This is a genomic window from Coleofasciculaceae cyanobacterium (assembly GCA_036703275.1).
In the GTDB taxonomy this organism is placed as follows: domain Bacteria; phylum Cyanobacteriota; class Cyanobacteriia; order Cyanobacteriales; family Xenococcaceae; genus Waterburya.
On sequence record DATNPK010000020.1, the window covers coordinates 17,389 to 35,701 of the forward strand.

The 18,313-nt window shown below is 42.2% G+C and carries 18 protein-coding genes; 4 read left to right on the forward strand and 14 right to left on the reverse strand.

The features are described 5' to 3' along the window. Nucleotides 1-34: 34 nt before the first annotated feature. The gene (locus V6C71_03770; protein HEY9767610.1) at nt 35-1,366 is read left to right on the forward strand and encodes an alpha-L-arabinofuranosidase; all 1,332 of its coding nucleotides are present in this window, start codon (nt 35-37) and stop codon (nt 1,364-1,366) included. Between the two features lie 24 nt (nt 1,367-1,390). Here V6C71_03770 and V6C71_03775 read toward each other — a convergent pair whose 3' ends face one another. From V6C71_03775 to V6C71_03810, 8 genes are all read right to left on the reverse strand, one after another. Continuing rightward, nucleotides 1,391-2,632: an MFS transporter gene (locus V6C71_03775; GenBank protein HEY9767611.1), complete on the reverse strand. Its 1,242-nt coding sequence runs from the start codon at nt 2,630-2,632 to the stop codon at nt 1,391-1,393. 51 nt (nt 2,633-2,683) lie between these two features. Continuing rightward, the gene (locus tag V6C71_03780; protein ID HEY9767612.1) at nt 2,684-3,583 is read right to left on the reverse strand and encodes a hypothetical protein; all 900 of its coding nucleotides are present in this window, start codon (nt 3,581-3,583) and stop codon (nt 2,684-2,686) included. A gap of 107 nt (nt 3,584-3,690) precedes the next feature. Beyond that, the gene (locus V6C71_03785) at nt 3,691-4,446 is read right to left on the reverse strand and encodes a hypothetical protein (protein ID HEY9767613.1); all 756 of its coding nucleotides are present in this window, start codon (nt 4,444-4,446) and stop codon (nt 3,691-3,693) included. Nucleotides 4,447-4,579: 133 nt separating this feature from the next. Continuing rightward, nucleotides 4,580-6,112 carry a glycosyltransferase gene (locus V6C71_03790; protein HEY9767614.1) on the reverse strand — a complete coding sequence of 511 codons (1,533 nt, stop codon included), beginning with the start codon at nt 6,110-6,112 and terminating at the stop codon, nt 4,580-4,582. Nucleotides 6,113-6,126: 14 nt separating this feature from the next. Further along, entirely contained in the window at nt 6,127-7,428 is a 1,302-nt protein-coding gene (locus tag V6C71_03795) for an HlyD family efflux transporter periplasmic adaptor subunit (GenBank protein ID HEY9767615.1), read from the reverse strand. Nucleotides 7,429-7,795: 367 nt separating this feature from the next. Then, nucleotides 7,796-8,791, reverse strand: coding sequence for a putative 2-dehydropantoate 2-reductase (locus V6C71_03800; protein ID HEY9767616.1), 996 nt, complete (start codon nt 8,789-8,791; stop codon nt 7,796-7,798). 83 nt (nt 8,792-8,874) lie between these two features. Beyond that, nucleotides 8,875-9,651, reverse strand: a complete 777-nt coding sequence (locus V6C71_03805; GenBank protein HEY9767617.1) for an alpha/beta hydrolase — start codon at nt 9,649-9,651, stop codon at nt 8,875-8,877. Between the two features lie 53 nt (nt 9,652-9,704). Next, nucleotides 9,705-10,646 (reverse strand): chorismate-binding protein, encoded by a 942-nt coding sequence (locus tag V6C71_03810; GenBank protein HEY9767618.1) that lies wholly within the window; start codon nt 10,644-10,646, stop codon nt 9,705-9,707. Between V6C71_03810 and V6C71_03815 the strand changes: the two genes are divergently transcribed. After that, nucleotides 10,646-11,566 carry an IS630 family transposase gene (locus tag V6C71_03815; GenBank protein HEY9767619.1) on the forward strand — a complete coding sequence of 307 codons (921 nt, stop codon included), beginning with the start codon at nt 10,646-10,648 and terminating at the stop codon, nt 11,564-11,566. The two genes, V6C71_03810 and V6C71_03815, sit on opposite strands and share 1 nt — an antisense overlap. 200 nt (nt 11,567-11,766) lie before the next feature. Here V6C71_03815 and V6C71_03820 read toward each other — a convergent pair whose 3' ends face one another. After that, a complete protein-coding gene (locus V6C71_03820) occupies nt 11,767-13,056 on the reverse strand; it encodes a beta-ketoacyl synthase N-terminal-like domain-containing protein (protein ID HEY9767620.1) in 1,290 nt (429 codons plus the stop codon). Between the two features lie 24 nt (nt 13,057-13,080). On the opposite strand from V6C71_03820, the gene fabD reads away from it, so the two are divergent. Beyond that, nucleotides 13,081-13,992 carry an ACP S-malonyltransferase gene (fabD, locus tag V6C71_03825; protein HEY9767621.1) on the forward strand — a complete coding sequence of 304 codons (912 nt, stop codon included), beginning with the start codon at nt 13,081-13,083 and terminating at the stop codon, nt 13,990-13,992. Nucleotides 13,993-14,200: 208 nt separating this feature from the next. Here the strand turns inward: fabD and V6C71_03830 are convergent, their stop codons facing one another. Continuing rightward, nucleotides 14,201-15,139: a hypothetical protein gene (locus V6C71_03830; GenBank protein HEY9767622.1), complete on the reverse strand. Its 939-nt coding sequence runs from the start codon at nt 15,137-15,139 to the stop codon at nt 14,201-14,203. Nucleotides 15,140-15,330: 191 nt separating this feature from the next. On the opposite strand from V6C71_03830, the gene V6C71_03835 reads away from it, so the two are divergent. Continuing rightward, nucleotides 15,331-15,558: a toxin-antitoxin system HicB family antitoxin gene (locus V6C71_03835; GenBank protein HEY9767623.1), complete on the forward strand. Its 228-nt coding sequence runs from the start codon at nt 15,331-15,333 to the stop codon at nt 15,556-15,558. Nucleotides 15,559-15,616: 58 nt separating this feature from the next. Here V6C71_03835 and V6C71_03840 read toward each other — a convergent pair whose 3' ends face one another. Genes V6C71_03840 through V6C71_03855 form a run of 4 tightly spaced genes read right to left on the reverse strand, consistent with a single transcriptional unit; the run spans nt 15,617 to nt 17,891 of the window. Further along, nucleotides 15,617-15,880 (reverse strand): hypothetical protein, encoded by a 264-nt coding sequence (locus V6C71_03840; protein HEY9767624.1) that lies wholly within the window; start codon nt 15,878-15,880, stop codon nt 15,617-15,619. Next, on the reverse strand, nt 15,825-16,583 hold the full coding sequence (locus tag V6C71_03845) for a hypothetical protein (protein ID HEY9767625.1): 759 nt from the start codon (nt 16,581-16,583) through the stop codon (nt 15,825-15,827). Before V6C71_03845 ends, V6C71_03840 begins: the two co-directional genes overlap by 56 nt. Beyond that, nucleotides 16,564-16,893 carry a hypothetical protein gene (locus V6C71_03850; protein HEY9767626.1) on the reverse strand — a complete coding sequence of 110 codons (330 nt, stop codon included), beginning with the start codon at nt 16,891-16,893 and terminating at the stop codon, nt 16,564-16,566. Before V6C71_03850 ends, V6C71_03845 begins: the two co-directional genes overlap by 20 nt. 29 nt (nt 16,894-16,922) lie before the next feature. Then, entirely contained in the window at nt 16,923-17,891 is a 969-nt protein-coding gene (locus V6C71_03855) for a glutathione S-transferase family protein (protein ID HEY9767627.1), read from the reverse strand. Nucleotides 17,892-18,313 lie beyond the last annotated feature (422 nt).

An 18,313-nucleotide genomic window follows, 5' to 3' on the forward strand; every position in this document is an offset into this window, starting at 1 on the left:
ATATTGGATTACTGCTTTGGAAAGAAGAAGATTTTTGTACTTAACAACAGCAGGTGTGGCACTAAGTACATTAGCAGCTAATACCCAGCGGGCAAATTTGTTGTCTTCACAGGCTACAAATACTCCTGTTAATCTTAGCGTTGACTGGTCAACAGCAATATCTCAGACAACGCCTTTAGTTTTTGGCTCTAACGACTATGAAATTATGTATCTTAGTCATGCAACAGATCCACAATATCAAAGCTTGCTGGACAAACTCAATATTCCGCTGATTCGCATCCATCATGCCAAACTTAGTGAAAAATGGAGCGATTCTGCTACTCAAAGTTGGGATGAAGCCAAAATAAAAGCCTGTTATGATGCTTCCTATGCTTATCAACCAGAAATAGTCCAGACAATTCCTCACTGGCCAAGCTGGATGAAAGACAGTAGTGGTTTACTCGCCTCCACGGAATACGATAACTACGCTAATTTCTGTGGCGAGTTAGTCAGAACCCTCAATAAAACTCAAGCTCGGCAAATTATTTACTGGGAGCCATTTAACGAACTAGATAAACCATATCAAGATGCAGGAAAACTAGACGAATTATGGACAATATACAACCAGGTTGCAACCAGAATGAAACAGATAGACCCGAAAATCAAAGTAGGAGGCCCAATTTTAACCTGGGATGATTCTCAAACACTAAATCATTTTCTCGATCGCTGTAGCCAAAACGTAGATTTTATTTCTTGGCATCGCTATGCTAGCGGGGATGTCGAAGATTCTACAGACAAGATTATGTCTTTTACGCCTAAATATGGCAAACAAACCCGTAAATTTCGCTCAATAGTCGCCAAACATATTCCCGAACGCCAAATTCCTTTATTTCTTAGTGAATATAATATCAATTACGCTTGGGATTCAGGTGAAACTAGGCAAAATAACCACGTTGGTGCAGTTTGGTTTGCTTCGGTTTTAAAACACCTTGCTGAAGCAGAAATAGATATGGCGGCTTCTTGGCATTTAAAAGATGGTATTTACGGCATGATCGATTCCCAAAATAACCTTCGTCCAGCCGCAACAGTATTCGCCTGGGCAAATCAATTTTTAACAGGAAAGGTGATGGAAAACCAGAGCGAGCGCAATTCTATTGAAGCTTTGCCAATTGAGCAAAAACATGGCGAACGTTCCCTTTTACTAATCAACAAATCAGCCGAATCTGCCCAGATAAATCTTACCGAAAAACACGGCTCTTTTGAAGTTGGAAAAACGACAATACATTCCTTAGATGCTGAGGGAGTAAAAACATCTGATGCCGCAGCAAAAACAAATCTCAAGTCATTTACTTTAAATCCATATTCAGTTTTACTATTACATTCTTAAGAGCTAAGAGCTAAAAGCTAACAACTATTCAAGCAATACCCGTTGAATACTTTTAAGTTGGCGAATAAAAATTAGCGCGCCCCCAATACAAACTAGTCCATTAAAAATAAAGGTATTAGTTACTCCAACCTGACTAGCTAACCAACCTGAGAATAAATTACCAAAGGGAACTACACCCATAACCGCCATCGTAACTAAACTCATCAATCTGCCTAGTTTGTCACTATCAGCTATAGTTTGCAAGACTGTATTGGTTGAAGCTAGCTGTAAAATTACGCTGAAGCCGATTAGTACCATAACAGGCAGAGAAAATAATAGAACCTTCGAGAAAGAGAAAACAATCAAGCCAATTCCGAGTAAGACAGGAGCGATCGCGATCGCTCTTTCTAAACCAAAAATATGCGATCGCGAACTGAGATAGACGCTAGCAATTAAAGCTCCTAAGGCAGAAGCCCCCATCAATAAGCCTAAAGTTTCCGCACCGCCTTGGAGAATATCGGCGGCAAAAATGGGCGTTAAAGTTACGTAGGGTAAGCCGACAAATCCTAGCAAAGATAGCAATAACAGCATCGAACGAATTGCCGAATTATCAAAAGCATAGTCAAATCCTTCTTTCAGCTTGTGGATGGTTGAGGTCGTACTAACGGCAATCTTCGTGGGAGGAACTTTCATCGCCAAAAAACCAGCGATTACTGCCAAATAACTAAGTCCATCCAGCAGAAAGCAAATTCCCGCACCAGCGCTAGCTACCAAAAAACCAGCTACCGCAGGACCAATTAGTCTAGCACTACTAACCAAAGAAGAGTTGAGGGCGATCGCATTGCCCAAGTCTTCTGGCTGCTCGATTATTTCGTTGACAAAAGCCTGAAGCGTCGGCATATACAAAGCGTTAACTGTACCCTGGAACAGTCCTAAGACAATAATCTGCCAAACATTAATTATATTGCTAAAAGCCAATATGGCCAGCAGCAATGACTGCACCATCGATAAAATTTGCGTGACAATAATAATACGATGCCGTGAACCGCGATCGGCAATAACTCCAGCGATCGGCGAAAGAAACAAGGAGGGAATGCGACTAGCAAATCCAACTACACCCAATAAAAAAGCGGAGTCGGTTAATTGATAAACTAGCCAACTGGTAGCCAGCAGGGTACTCCAGTTACCAATTTGCGAAATTCCTTGTCCCATAAAGTAAAGACGATAATTCCGATAGCGAAAAGCGCGTAGAATTGGGAGTTTTTTCTCAATCTGTATTAGCTTCAAAAGTTTTATCCAGTTGGTTAATCGATCTTAGGGGCAAATTGTAATCCGTCCCTACAGCAGCAACAATGCGATTAATCGCTGCCACTCATCTATGTCACCATTATTACTAATTAAAATTTCATTGAGATCGTCAAAATCTCGATGAATACTATCTTGAAGTTGACTAGCTTTTTGCTCAAAAGCTTGAATTTTTTGCTGATTGGACTTACCTCTGAGCAAATATCGCCAAAAATAGTTAAATAAATCTACCAGAAGTTGAAAAGGAAAAGGAGCATTATCGTAGTCAAGCTCAGCCAAATACGACTCGTATTCACGATCCATGAGGCAAATAATTAAATATTCTAGATAGTTAAGTTTGACAAACGGACTTTTAGCAAAGTCTTGGAGTGCCTTCTGCATCAGTCTTAAAGATTGCTGCGATCGCCCTTCATTTAACAAAAACATTGCATAGCGTTTGATCGCCCAGGTATAAGCAGGATTGAGATGCAAAACTTGTTCGTAATAGCTTTGGGCTAATATACTTTGCTGGGTTTTTTCCAGAAAATAGGCGTAATGAGAAAGAGTCCAGAGATCGCGATCGTATCCCTCTTTTAATGCCTTTTGATACCAAATTTTGGCTCGCTCCATCTGGAAATTTCTTTCGAGAATATAGGCGTAGTAATTTGCTCCTGAACGGTTTGGTCTAAGATTGAAAGCTTTTTCTAAATGCCACAGAGCAAGGTTATAGTTATAAATCTTGCCGTAACACTGACCGATGCCATAATAATAGTCAGAGGTTTCTTGCTGTCTGAGTAAGTAGCGATACAAAGACATGGCTACATTGTAAACATCTTCCTCTCTGAGAAAATCTGCTACTTCGGTAACCGTGGTTAACGGGTAATGCGACAGATTGTCGATGATTTGCTGATATTCTTTGTCGCGGGCTAATTCTAGTAGTTTGTTGTTAGTCATTGTTATTTGATAATGAATATTAGTTGTTGGTTATTAGTCCACAGATAAACGCAGATAAACGATCGCTTATTAGTTGTTTATTTGTTTCCTTGAGACTTTGAACCTTGTTACTCACTACCAAGCCAAAAAGGATTAACTCCTTGTTCGGCTAATACTGCCCAGGCGGTTGCGCCAACGTGCAGACTACGGAAGTAGAGCCAAGGATTACCGTCAGGCTGGATAAAACCCGTTGTCAAGGTGCTGCGATCGCTGGTGGGCATTCCTCCAGATGCCTCTTTTCCTGCTTGAAGCATGGCTAATACTGCCTGAGCTTTTTGAGGTTGATTTGTTTCTTGATATGCTAATGCCATCTGTGCCGTACCCTCATACCAAACGCCATCTCGATCTTGATTGAAATCAAAACCTGCTGCTAATTGGTGGTGTTGTTCGGCATATTCAAGACATCGCCAGTATGGTTTGCCAGCTTGCTTAAGAGCCAAAGGTGTCCAGGCTTGAGCATCTAGGGGAATTACTTCTTGGTAAATAGTCGCACCATCGTCTTCTGTTCCCGTCCAAAATTTACCTGCATCTCGATCCCACATGGCAAAAACAAACTGTTTAGCATAGTTAGCTCGTTGTTGCCAAACTGGATTTTTCGTGATCGAATAAAGTCTGGCAAAAGCTGCATACAGATCGAGATTATGTTCGCTAGATTTATAGTCCAGTCGTTTTGCTCGTTCTTCCCAGCCAGTAAAGCCACCTAAATATCCTCCAGCACCTCGCTCATCGCGGCAGTTGTCTTCGATCCATTCGCCCCAGGAAATCGCCGCTGCCAAATATTCTTCTTGACCATAGCTTTCGTAATATCCCAACAGTGCCAGCATTGCCCAGGCAACATTACCCGTATGGGTGCTGACGTGAAACTCGCTTTCTTGCCAACTATTAGTCGCCTCGTCAAATTCGCCAGGAAGTAAAAAATGATTTGATTTTGGATCGATTCTACCGCCTTTGTAAGCATTACGAATCCGTCCATCTTGAAAGTAGCGATCGCGCTTTTGAGCAGCAACTAAAGTATCGACAATCTGTCTGGCTCATTCTCGATCGCCTACCGCCAGTTAACCAGGAAAAAACTACGACAAAAGTAAGGTAATAAGGCAAGAAAAAAAACAGCATCTCACTTAAGCTAGCCCTGATTGGTTCAATTCCCAACCAGAAAAAAGCCAGGGGCAAACTTAAAAATGCCACATAAGCCCCAGACTGAAACCAGTAGAGGATTCCTAAACCGTGAATAAAACGTTGCACAAGATTTAAACCAGCTAAGCTAAAGGGATTCGCCCGACAGAATAAAGTTTGAATTGTTCCCTGTCCCCAACGTAAACGCTGATCGATATAGCCACCAATATTTTCCGCAGCTAACCCCGCCGAAAGAGCTTCATTAAGATAAATAACGCGATCGCCTAAAGCCTGAATCTTGAGAGAAGTTACGAAATCTTCAGTCAGGGTTTCCGTAGGAATACCGCCAATGCGATCGAGAACCCGACGACGCACCACAAAAGAAGAGCCACAGCAAATCACCGAATTAGCGCGATCGCGACCAGATAAAATCGAGCCAAAAAAGATATCTTCGTCGTTGGTAATGACGCTTTGTAAACCCAAATTATGCCGAATTGGATCGCTATTATAATAGGCTTTGTGGGTCTGTAGTAATGCCGTTTCTGGCTGCTGAAAAAAGCCCACGGTACGAGTTAAAAAATTGCGGGTGGGAATAAAATCACAGTCAAAGATGACAATTAATTCGCCATGAGTATGCAGTAGGGCATGATTGATATTACCTGCTTTAGCATGACGGTTATCAGGACGAGTCAGATAATTACAGCCTAGTTCTTCAGCCAGATTTTTCATTTGCCAACGACGACAGTCATCGAGCAAATAAATACGCTTGTGAGGATAGTCCATTCCCTGACAGCCAATTATGGTGCGTCGCAACATTGTTACCGACTCATTATAAGTAGATACATAGACATCTACCCAGGGAAGATATTCACCCTGCAACACAGCCTGAGACATTCGGTCAGCTTCGATAGTGCGATCGCGTTCTAAGACGGCCAAAATCAGCGAAGAAAGACTTAAAATCCAGCCCAAAGCCTCTACAACTAAGAGAGAAACGCTTAAAGTACCGTTGATGGGGTCAGTTAGATTGAGTGTGGCAAAAAGTCGCCAAAAAAAATAGCGTCCTAACAATAGAAGTAAAATCGAGATCACGGCTAATCGCAGCCATCTTGGGGGAGCAATCGGATATAGCTGAATAATTGCCAAGGTGCTGGCAACACCAATTAAACTAGGCAAAATGAGAGTATTAGTCGAAGTTGCAACGCTGCCAAAAGTAAACTGACCCCATTGCCAAAAGTTCAATACTTCCGTCAGCGTTCCTAATATTTCTAGCTTTTGAATGAAAAGAAAGCATCCCCCGACTATTGCTAACGTCAGAAGTCCCTGTTCGACACGCTTGAACCAATCTAGCTTAAAATTATGCTTAAAATTATTTGCCACCAATCTTCCTCCATTTAAATAGAACCTCGTTCAAAAACTACTTCAGCGCTACGTCCCACATCGCAAAACTGTACTGAATCAACCTCGGGTAACTCATTTAGCTTGACTCGCACTGCTACCTGGCGACGGACATTATTAGGAGGAGGAACGGCGATATCTTTTCCTGTTTCCACTCGTCCCGAACCTGCCCGAACCGATTCAATCGTGCCGCTAATAAACTGATTATTCTCTGTACCTAATAAACGTACACTTACAGGTCTACCAGAATAAAGTTTGTCAGTATTTTGCTCTGAGAAGAAGGCTTCTACCCAGCGATTTTGGCAGTTTAAGAGTTCTAAGATCGGGGTGCTAGGATCGGTATATTCTCCAGTCTTAGATTCTACCGACCAAATAGTTCCGTTAGTCGGACTGGTAATTACAGCCCGTTGATTGAGTGACAGCTGGCGATTAATTTTAGCCAATTCAGCTTCAGTAGTTTGTTGACGCACTGCTACCTCGGCTTTTTGCTGTTGCAGATCGCTAATTTCCGTCTGTAATTCTCGTTGACGAATTTCCGAATAGCTAAGAGTTTTAGAACCTTCTAGCTGTAGTCCAGCTTTGGCTGCTTCTATCTTCTGTTGAGCCTGTTTCAGTTGCGATCGCGCACTCTTCACCATATTTTGAGCGCGATTATAGTTCAACTGCGATCTTTCTACTTTATCTTGAGCAATTACACCTTGATCGGCTAAAGCCAGTAGACGATCTTGGTCTTTTTGGGCAGTTTGAGCGACAAACAAGCTGTGATTGAGCTGATTTTGCACAATTTCTAACTGTTGCATCTCATAATCTACTCCCAAGCTCTGTTGATTGTTGGCTTCTGCTTCTACCTGAGCAATTAATTGGCGGCGATTAGCAATTTGGGCATCAAGACTAACTAAAGTTTGTTTTGCCTGTTCGATCTGTGAAATCAAACCTTGTTTGGTTACCTCTAGTTCCGCCCCCTCTCGTAAATTTTTGATCGCGCCAATGTTTTCTCCTGAAGTAATTAATTGACCTGGTTGAAGATTTTTTAGCTGTAAATTACCAGCAATAGGATTGCGAACCGAGACAATTTCCGCATTAATAAACGCCTGACGACTACGTACTTGCGAGTATTGTTTAGTGGCAATTAATCCGACGGTAATTACTGCACTGAATGCCATTACCAAACGCAAAACACGAAATACTTTAACCTGCGGGGGAATTGGTGCAGATTTAGGTTCTACTTTTATTAAAGGTAGTTGCTCTAAATTCGTAATTGACGTAGATTTAGACTCAGGTAATTTATGATTGAACAAACTTTTTTCCTATCTCCTAATTTATCTTGAAAAACTGTTTTGGATGGTTGCTAATCTCGCTACGCGGATTTCTAAAATTAAGAGTCAAAATTCCCAAGTCCCAAAAAGCACAGGTTTCTAAGTCGGCGTCAAACGACGCTCTGGGCATTCGCCCTACCCTGTATGGAGTAAAGTTTTAAGAAGTCTAAAGGTATTAATAGCGTGACTTTAAACGGTTTATTTTCGTCTGTTACTGCTTACTGATTGCGCTATTAGTAAATTTAGGTATGAAGAAAGGTTCATCAAAAGCCAATAGCTAATAGCTATTAGCTACGAACAGTCTTACTTTCGGCTTTATAGATTAAATTACCAACGGCTTAATTGCTGACTAAGATAGTGAAGCTGTTTCGGCGAGACGATTTTGGGCATCAAAAAACTTTAGCTGTCGATAAAGCATCGATACCTGGGGCATTTGTACGCCAGCTTGCCAAGCTTTACGCAAAGGATTGCCAAAAATCGCCTCTACTTCGAGCGATCGCCCTTGGTCGAAATCCACTTTCATACTGGTTTGGTAATGCTTCATGGTGGCGGTTTGTTTGAGCCGCTTCTGAATATAGAGTTCGGGAATTTGGCGATCGTATGCCGCAGCGGCTGTGACTATTTCTGCCATTAACTGTTCGATCGAGATCAGAACATCTGCATTCTCAATTAGTTCTTCGATAGCTGAATTTAAGATTACCGAAAGCCCGTTAAAAGGAATATTACAGATCAACTTTTGCCAACGCGCTAAAAATAAATCCTCATGTAGTTGAATCATCACATTAGCACCGCTAAAGTCGGCTGCAATCTGACACAATCTGGTCGTCACTCCCGTAGCAGTATAGTCAGGGGCATATTCGGCTAAAGTGATCAAACCATAGTCGAGATGGCGAATATGACCCGCACCCAACTTGTAGTTGAAGGTAAAACAAACACCTCCCATCAGGCGATCGCTACCCACTATTTGAGCGATCTCTTCCTCCATACCCCAGCCATTTTGTAGTACTAGCACTACACCATCCTCTTTGAGAACCTGGGGCAGAATTTGAGGCAAAAGATAATTATTAGTGGTCTTCAACGCGACAATAACGACATCACACTGAGGCATCTGATTTGCATCACGATATGCCTGAACCGAAGGTAGAGTAAAATCTCCATCGGGAGACTCAATAACCAGCCCATGTTGGCTAACGTACTGATAATCACGATTGAAGAGAAAATGTACGTCAAAACCTGCTTTTTGCAAGCAAGCTCCGTAAAAACCGCCGATTGCACCAGTTCCAATAACAGCGTAGCTGCGTCGCGATCGATGGTCATTGCCAGTAAAATTTAATTGGGGTTTCATAATCGGCGCAGGGTATATTAGTGCGTGGGGACAGAAGCTCTTGATTTGTACAGGGCAAGGCAGTGCCTTACCCCTGACTGACTTCAAACAGGCACACTTAACAAAAATTCTTCAATCTCTTTAGCTACTTTGCCAGGTTCTTCTACCTGTAGATAGTGACCAGCACCAGGAATATTAATCAGACGAGCATCGGGTATTTGCTTGAGCAACAGCATTGCTTTACGGGGGGAAATAATTACGTCATCAGAACCAGTGATAATCAGAGTGGGAATCTGCAAAGATGCAACCTCATCACCGAGATCGACTTGACTAACCCCCATAAAATCATCCGCAGCTGAATCTAAACGAGTATGCTTAAATTCATTTAAGACTATATTTTTGGTCGGTTCTGGTACTTTAGGCGCAAAGCTTTGACGCAAAGTTGCTAAATCCCATTCACCACTCAAAGCCGAGGTGAGAAAGTCGGGATGAAGCCGAATTTTGGCTGAGGTTGCCATTACTACTAGCTGTTTTACTCTCTGGGGATAATTTAGAGCAAACTGTAGTCCAATTAACCCGCCTAAAGAATGACCAACGTAGTAAATTTGCCTGTCGATATTTAGTGAGGTTAAAAAACTGTCGAGAAATTCAGCAACCGCCTCAAAGTCATGAAGAACTGTTCCAGATGTCTCTCCGTGTCCTGGTAAATCCACCGCTACAGGGAAGATATCAGCATTAAACTGAGATAGCATGGGCAGCCAATGACGGCTACTCCCCCCTGCACCGTGTACCAGCAACATTATAGGTTCGCGATCGGATTTAGGTATTCCTCGAGGAGCTTGATAATTGACGTTGAAATCAGCAACTTTAATTGATGGCATAACTTTAAAAGATAAATCAGCTAGAGGCAAGGCAATGCCTTGCCTCTAAGACTTTAATTTCCAGACTCCATCACGATATTGGATAGCATGGTGTTCATTTTATTAACCGATTCGACGTATTCTTTTTCGGGAACAGATTCGCCGACTATACCCGCACCTGCGTTGAGGTAAACACTGTCACCATATTGATAAGCCGAACGAATCGCGATCGCTAAATCGGCTGTTCCGTCGCTGTCTACCCAACCAATACCACCCGCGTAAAGACCTCTAGGTTTATCTTCAAGGCGATCGATCCATTCTAGGGCTAGTTTTTTATTAATTCCCGATACGGTAATTCCAGGAAAGAGAACTTTAAGAGCGTCCCACAAAGATTTATCGGTTTTAAGTTGTCCGCCAACTCGCGAGGACAAGTGTTGCACAGTGCGATATTTTTTTACTTCCATAAAGTCAAATACCTGCACGGTTTCCGGCTGACAAACCCGAGATACTTCTTCCTGTGCTAGCCAAACCGAAAGAGCGTGTTCTTTAACTTCTTTAGCATCAGTAAATAGTTCCTCGTGCAGCAGCGCGTCTTTAGCTGGATCGGCTTCGCGGTGTCTAGTTCCTGCTAAGGGATTGGTAATTACAAACCCGCTAGCATTTACCTCCATCAAAATTTCGGGACTAAAACCAACCGAACGCACATCACCCAATTTGAAACAGTAAGAACGAGCCGCATTGTTGCTAGCAGCTCCCAAAGTATAAGTACCTAAGACATCAAGATCGCCTTTGACCTCTACAGAACGAGAAATAATTGCCTTATGTAGATCGCCTCGTTGAATTGCCGAGACTAAATCGCTGACTCTAGATTCATACTCTTGATTATCCTCTGCTGCTACAGTTGGCGGAGTAGCGACATATTTTGGGCGCTCGGTTTCGGCTGATATTGCTTCTAATACTAAATCCGATTTGCAAAAAATACTTATAATAAATGAGAAGAATAGAATAGTTATCAATGCCAAAAAGAGCTTATTTAGCCCAACACCTTACTTCTTCTGAACTGAAAGAAAAATATAGAAAAAGCTCAGATGCAGTCGAATCAAGGAGGTGGCATTTATTATGGAAACTTTCATTAGGATGGACAGTCAAAAATAGTGCATTAGCAGTAGGATTAAGCTACCCTTATGCCAAAAGTATTATTAAGAGATACAACAATTTTGGTATAGCAGGAGTCAAAAACCAAAAGAATAAAACTAGCAATCATTCTAGAGGAAAGAAAAAATTGCTATCTGCTCAACAATTGCAGAAATTGAGAGAACAAATCGAACAAAAATCGCCAGATGGTGGAATTTGGACAGGAGCAAAAGTGGCTCGCTGGATTGAAACAGAAACGGGGAGAAACAAGGTTTGGAATCAAAGAGGATGGGACTACCTAAAAAAGTTCGGTTACTCTTGGCAGAGTCCAAGACCAACACATAAAAAAGCGGATAAATTGGAGCAAGAAATATTCAAAGCCAACCTAGGGTCAAAAGTTAAAAAGTTAGAGGAAAAATATCCAGAAGCCAAGATAGATGTATGGTTTTTTGATGAGCATAGAGTCGGTTTAAAACCGATCCTAAAAAAAGTTTGGTCGCTTAGAGGAAAAAGACCAATAGCGACGGTTCAACATCGTTATGAGTGGCTGTATGTATATGGATTTGTCAAACCAAAAACAGGAGAAACTTTATGGTATTTAATTCCAAGAGTTAATACAAATTGGCTTAACGTTGTCTATCAAAACTTTGCCAAAGATGCTGGAATTTCGCCCAAAAAAAAGATTTTATTAATCGAAGATAATGCAGGGTGGCATCGAAGCAAAAAAGCGATAAGACCAGAAGGAATAAAAGTTGAATTTTTACCACCATACTCTCCAGAGCTATATGCCCTAAAGGACTAGCTGCGCGTCGCGAAGCGGTATCCTTTAGGACAACCTGCCGAAAGATTATGGTCATTGGTAGATGAGCCATTAGTTAATCAACATTTTGAAACTATTAATGAAATTGAAGATGTATTGGTTGAACGCTGTTGTGTTTTGACACAAATGAGAGATGAAATTTGTAGTTTAACTAACTATCATTGGTTTAAATTTCTTTGACTTTAGTATTTTTTGCAAATCGGATTTAGTATAATTGGCACTTGATACGCCTGAGCGCCCAACACTGTTTTATAAGCATTGGTTTCAAAAACGTCATTTTGTGGTGTAGAACTACCGTGAGCGTTGATGTAATCTAGTTCTTCTGGGGCAACTTTACCCGACTCCATAACTTTCCTAACCACAGCTGCCATCGGAATACCATGATCGGGTAAATCGGTCATATGGAAAGCATTACTGACGCTAGAGTAGCTAACTACCTCGGCATAAATATGCGCTCCTCTAGCTAGGGCATGATCCAATTCTTCTAATACCAAAACCGCAGCAGCCTCACCAATTACAAAGCCACCCCGCTTGGCATCAAAAGGACGAGAGGATTTGGCAGGTTCACAATCGGCTACGGACAGAGAGCCAATTACATCCAAGGTAGCGTAGGTCAGGCTAGTCAAAGGGGCTTCAGTTGCGCCCGACATCATTACCGACATTTCTCCAGACTGGATTAATTCAAAGCTTAACCCCAGAGCATCTAACCCCGCAGTACAGCCAGTAGAGAGAGAGGTGCAATGACCTGGGAAGTTATACTTGCGTGCTAACAAAGCAGCGGAATAATTAAACATACCTGCGTTGTAGAAATTCTCTCCCGTCTCTACGTAGCTAATTTCTTCTGTACCTCGATTGGTACACTGCTGCAATGACTTAAGATCGAATGTCGCCTGTAGCTGAACGAACTTGGCGCCACAATTTATTTTGGCTTCAAGATGATCTAAGCTAGCCTCAAGATCTTCAGATTTTACTTCAGTAAATGCCACAGTTCCCATAAAAAAATCAGGGGTTAACATGATCTTTTCACCGTTAAACATACAGCCACGCTCGGTTAAATTATTAATAGCTGCGATCGCCTCAATGGTACTCATGTCCTGAGCATCTTTAGCCTGTGGGTCACTACCCCTAGAACAAGGATAACCACCAACTACTATCAGATTGCGAATTCCCAAAGCAGCTAAACCTAAAAGATCGCTTTGCAGGGCAATACGGTTACGATGCCTAAGAGTCATTTGCACGACTGGTTCTATACCTGCGTGCCAGACAAACTGAGCCGCAACTAAATTGGATAATCGCGCTTGGGCTAGGGCATTATCGTTGATTTGGAGCACGTCCATGTAAGCTTCTAGCCGATCGGCGATCGCCATTAATGGCCGTAAATTATGATGACGGGGTGGTGTTAGTTCGGCAGATAAAACGAAATGACCAGCAGCTAACAACGTTTGTAGGCGACACTTTTTTAGAAAGTCCACTTTACACGACTAAAAAATTTAATTATGAAAACAGCGTGGGTATTTCCCGGACAAGGCTCTCAAAGTTTAGGAATGGGCGCAGATTTGCTCGATCTTGCTTTTGCCAAGGTAAGACTAAAACAAGCTCAAGCTATTCTAGGCTGGGATGCTTGCGAAATTTGCCTCAATCAAGAATCAAAATTATCTCAAACACTTTATACACAACCCTGCTTATATGTTGTCTCAACTATTTTGGCAGACTTAATCAAGGATGCAGGATTTACGCCTTCTTTGGTTGCAGGTCATAGTTTAGGAGAATATGCAGCTTTATATGCAGCGGAAGTTTTTAGTTTTGAAACAGGCTTACAATTAGTTAAGCGTAGAGCAGAACTGATGACAAGTGCGCCTCACGGTATTATGGTAGCTTTAATCGGATTCAATCGCGATCGCCTTGAGGAAAAAATTTCGCAAGCATCAAACGTAGTTATCGCTAACGACAATCATAACGGTCAGATAGTAATTTCTGGTACTACAGAAGGAGTCAATGCAGTATTAGACAAGGTAAAAGTTAGACGTATCGTACCACTTAAGGTTAGTGGGGCTTTTCATTCGCCATTGATGACAGAAGTATCGCAAGAATTTAACCAGATTTTGCAGGGGGTAACTTTTCAACCAGCTAAATTTCCAGTAAAGTCTAACGTTGAACCTCTAGCGGCTATTGAAGCAACAATCTTGAAAGAGCGTCTGATGAAACAGATGACTAGTCGAGTTCGATGGCGCGAAATTGTCGATCGCTTAGCTCAAAAAAACTTAGACAGAGTAATTGAAATTGGTCCTGGTAAAGTTTTAACCAACACAATTTTACGAATGTATCCCGACATGAAGCTAGAAAATATTGGCAGTAATCTGGAACTGGCAATGTTTCAAAATGTAGATACATTAAAAGCTATTGCCTGAGATTAGTAATTTTAGGGTTGCTGATTCGAGTAGTAATAAAGTGTAAGTTATGTTTGATAACTTGGTAGAGAGTGAAAGTGCGATTGGGCTCCGCCCACGGACGCGCCTCCAGGCGAGATGCGAAGCGAATCCTTTAGGGCTAATCCTTTAGGGCTACGCGATCGCACTTTCACGAAGACGATATTATTGCCGATCGCGATCGCTTTTTTCACCGATAATAAGTAGCTAAAATTTCTTTGAGTTTCCCGAAAAGCTCAACTGAAGCATCAATCTCATCTTGCTTAATAGAAACGCTTTCAACATTAATCCCCAAAGGAATCATTGAAGGCTTAATCGACTCTAAAATTTGCCTTAAAGTCGAGCAACAAACTTCAACAGATTGCTGAATTGGCGACTGAGCCGAGAAAATTTTTCGTTCTGTTTCTGAAGGAAAATTTACTCCCAACCACTTTAAAAACTGTAAAGTCTTCAGATGCCCGCAAGGAGCAAAGGTCAAAATAATTCGCACAGGAGATACATTGAGTTCCTGACATTGTCGATCATAATCTTGAAGCAGCTTGATAGTTGCCTCAGGCTGATAAATTACTTGAGAAGTAAAAAAAATCATTCCCCAACGGGATTTTTCAATTAATTTAAGATGTTCGCCCCCCTTGTCAAAATGACGTTCGGCAAGAGTTACGCCACCAAAAATCAAATCGTCCTGGTGTCTAACAGTCATTTGAGCAGCTTGGGTTACGGTTGGGCCTGGATAAGTCATTTTGGATGTAGAACCACCAACAAAAGTAAAATAGCGCAGACCAAACTGCTGCCAAGATTGGTCGAGCCAGGCTGAAAAATCTACTTTCGGATGATGAACAACACACTTATAATTGATAATTTCTTTGCCTGACAACTTGTTGAGGATTTGAGCGTATTCTCGCGAATCTACAACCGGCACAAAAGAAAAAGGTCTTGATATTTGAGTCCTGCCTACCTCATCCTGGATATCGTAAACGTTAATCGCGTCTGGATTCAGGTTAGATAATCTTGCCGTTAATTTTTCGGCGATCGTGTGGAGTTTTTCTGATGATGAACCCTGGCGTGGAGGAGTCGTAGCGTAGAGATATAATCCTCTTTGAGTATCTAGTAGTTTTGATTTTAATTCCATAAGAGTGCAAACTAATTGAATTAGCGATCGTAGGTAATGCTCAAATAATTGTTACGGAAAATATCAATGATTTCAAGCGCTCGCAATTATTGTTCCCTCAGATCGAGATTCTCAACAGCGCGATTCTATATGCTGAGGAAACCTCAGCATATCTCGCACTCAAACCAGAAGAAATAATATAAAAGGTATTTATGGGAGTTATGGTTCGTATTGCCGATGATAAACACGAAAGATTAAAAGAATTAGCCAAAGCCAGAGGAATGAGTCTTAATAAGCTGATGGAAGAATTAAGCACTATTGCTCTAGCAGAATTCGACGCAGAAAGTAGATTTAAGGCTATGGCAGCCCAAGGCAATCGAGAACGAAAAATTGCTATTTTAGACAAGCTCGATGCTTACTTTTCCAATCCTGAAGGGTAGATTGATTGATAATTAAGTTTGTACTCGTAAGTTAAAATAAGTATAGCCGTATTTTAACTTACGAGTGCCAGTGCTTCATATGCTCGGCATGGGTTTTTAAATAAGCTCCTGGCTTGTAGAACTTGTCATAAAATAGGTCTAAATGATGTGCCTGGAGATAGGTAATTAGGAAGATTGAGGGAACTGTACCTGGGAATTTGCCGAACGTATCTAACACATACTGAGCTTGAAGAGCTACGCAGTCTCTAAATTCTGCGCCATGAATCTCAGCAGCGATCGCGAACTTTCGCCGAGTCTTTCCAAGGACCAGGTGTTTCGGCATTGAACGGTCCGCCAGAACCAAATTTGCGATCGCACAGTGCCTCAACAGCAGCACGCATATCTGGATAATGAGGCGGACAAAAGCCTTCGATTACTCCTTCTAATCCAGTGGGATTTGGATAGGGCCAGCGATCGCTGTTATCGTAACGAAAGCCCAACCCCGATACATCAGGCTCGCCACTCGCACCTAGCATCACAAATGGATCGATACCATCAAACATCCAGCCTCCCAACCCCATCGCTTGTAGCATCAACGCACCAGCATAACAGCTTGTAGCTAGTTCGGTAGTGAGTTCCGCCATCGACCATTGCTCTAGAAACGTCAGCGGAAAAGAATTTTCCAGATCGGCAAGGTGGCTATACTTAGCTAATCCAGGAATTGAGCGATGATTTATATCATCATGGAAAACGACCCCGTTTTGCAGGTAGTAGCATAGTCCAGCTAGAACGTGCTGTGCCAAGTCACCAACAGGAATGACCAGAAGCGTTCCAGGATGATTGACCACCCAAGTGTTGTGGGGTTCGACGAAAGGAACTTTTGGCGGTAATTTAAGCCGTTTATCCTGAATTTTTTCGAGCTGATTTTTAAGAACGTCCAAAACAACTTCAAGCTCAAGAGAACCATCTTCTGCTCGTTCGGGTAAGGCGATCGCATCGCGGTTGTCTAGCACATACACCCCTTCGTCATCGGTGAAAAATGTCATGCTGGTATGGAATCCCGCCGCCGAAGGAAAGGTGCGGTGCGTATTGCTCGGCGCGATAAATTAAATGATGCCAGCTAGTATTGCCCCCGCAGGCTGTCACTACAAGCAGTTTTTCTAATTCAGAAAGTGGCTCAATCTCATGTCGAGACTTGTAGGCGAGTACACCGTCGGGAATTTCTGCTCCCAGACGACCCAAGAGTGCTTCGAGCAAGCTAAATGCCTGCATATTTTGGAAGCCTTGAGGAACTGTTAGCTTTTCTTTGAGTGTTTTCATCAAATTCTCTGCATTTAATTGGTCTGTAGATGCCACTAAAGTTTGGACTGTTAAAACGCTCGCGACTAAGCGTTGTCGAAGCGATGGCGATCGTGCAGTTCGTCAAAATTGATAATTGGCCCTTTTGGTACGATTCGATTTGGATTAATCTCGCTCATGCTCATGTAATAGCTGCGTTTAGTATCGTCTAGATTACAGGTCACTTTGAATTCAGGACGCTGATATAAATCCTTGAGATAATTCCAGAGATTAGGATAGTCGAGAATTCGCCGTAAATTGCACTTAAAATGACCGTGATACACTGAATCGAAGCGATATAAGGTAACAAACAGACAAACGTCAGCTTCGGTAAGGCGATCGCCGCACAAATAACGCTGCTTGCCTAGCACGGTTTCCCATCGATCTAAATTCTCGAAGAGTTTGGTCACCGCATCTTCGTAAGCTGCTTGCGAAGTCGCAAAACCAGAGCGATATACGCCAGCATTAATTGGCAGATAAATTGCCTCGATCGTTTCCTCAATCTTCTGTTGTAGATCGCATGGATATAAGTCTATTTGCCTGGTTGCCAATTCGGCAAACTCTACGTCCAACATCCGAACGATTTCACAAGATTTGTTGTTGACGATTGTTGAAGATTGCTTATCCCACAAAGCTGGAACAGTTATTCGTCCTGTATACTTAGGATCGGCTTTGAGATAAATCTCTTGCAAATATTGAGCGTGATTCACTAGATCGGGAATGGTCAGTGCTTCGGAAAACCTCCATCCCTTATCGCTCATAATTGGATCGACAATAGAGACTGAGATAACTTCATTCAACCCCTTGAGTTCTCGCATAATTAAGGTGCGATGCGCCCACGGACACGGCAAAGCAACATAGAGATGATAACGCCCTGCTTCTGCCTTAAACCCGCTCTTGCCATCGGCGGTCACGCGATCGCGAAACGTTGTCGCTGTCAGGTTGAACTTACCGTTGGCATCTGATTTGCTGCCGTCGGTTGTCCATTTGCCTTCGAGCATGATTCCTGAAGCCATAATTCCCTCTTAAACATAGTGTCACGAGTAGTAAGTAGTCAGTAGCGAGTAGCGAGTAATAAGTAAAGAAACTCATTACTCCATACTTATTACTTCAGCCCGAAGGGCATGGTAATCGGACTGCTACATCCGCACAGCGTACGATTAATCTGGAACGTTTATTAATTATCCCGTTGTCGACTTTACGATCCGCATCATATTCACCGCTACTAGGCGTAATTAACTTACTTTGAACAAAATTAAGCGCAAAATTTGAAGAACTTGTGATGTTCTAAAAAAGTATTAAATTTCTCGACAAATATATAAAAATATAAAAAAATTTAGGCGCTGGTGATTTGATGTATGCCTTACAACAGCAAGACTTGCACATTTGCCCGTGCATGATTCACGGATAAACCGCACTCCGCCCTTCGGTCTCGAAG

Excerpts from the sequence above, each read along its gene's own strand:
- fabD (HEY9767621.1), top strand. The coding sequence starts at position 13,081 with ATGAAAACAGCGTGGGTATTTCCCGGACAAGGCTCTCAAAGTTTAGGA.
- V6C71_03815 (HEY9767619.1), top strand. The coding sequence starts at position 10,646 with ATGCCAAAAAGAGCTTATTTAGCCCAACACCTTACTTCTTCTGAACTG.
- V6C71_03835 (HEY9767623.1), top strand. The coding sequence starts at position 15,331 with ATGGGAGTTATGGTTCGTATTGCCGATGATAAACACGAAAGATTAAAA.
- V6C71_03800 (HEY9767616.1), bottom strand. The coding sequence starts at position 8,791 with ATGAAACCCCAATTAAATTTTACTGGCAATGACCATCGATCGCGACGC.
- V6C71_03780 (HEY9767612.1), bottom strand. The coding sequence starts at position 3,583 with ATGACTAACAACAAACTACTAGAATTAGCCCGCGACAAAGAATATCAG.
- V6C71_03845 (HEY9767625.1), bottom strand. The coding sequence starts at position 16,583 with ATGACATTTTTCACCGATGACGAAGGGGTGTATGTGCTAGACAACCGC.
- V6C71_03840 (HEY9767624.1), bottom strand. The coding sequence starts at position 15,880 with ATGCCGAAACACCTGGTCCTTGGAAAGACTCGGCGAAAGTTCGCGATC.
- V6C71_03785 (HEY9767613.1), bottom strand. The coding sequence starts at position 4,446 with ATGCTGGCACTGTTGGGATATTACGAAAGCTATGGTCAAGAAGAATAT.
- V6C71_03805 (HEY9767617.1), bottom strand. The coding sequence starts at position 9,651 with ATGCCATCAATTAAAGTTGCTGATTTCAACGTCAATTATCAAGCTCCT.
- V6C71_03830 (HEY9767622.1), bottom strand. The coding sequence starts at position 15,139 with ATGGAATTAAAATCAAAACTACTAGATACTCAAAGAGGATTATATCTC.
- V6C71_03855 (HEY9767627.1), bottom strand. The coding sequence starts at position 17,891 with ATGGCTTCAGGAATCATGCTCGAAGGCAAATGGACAACCGACGGCAGC.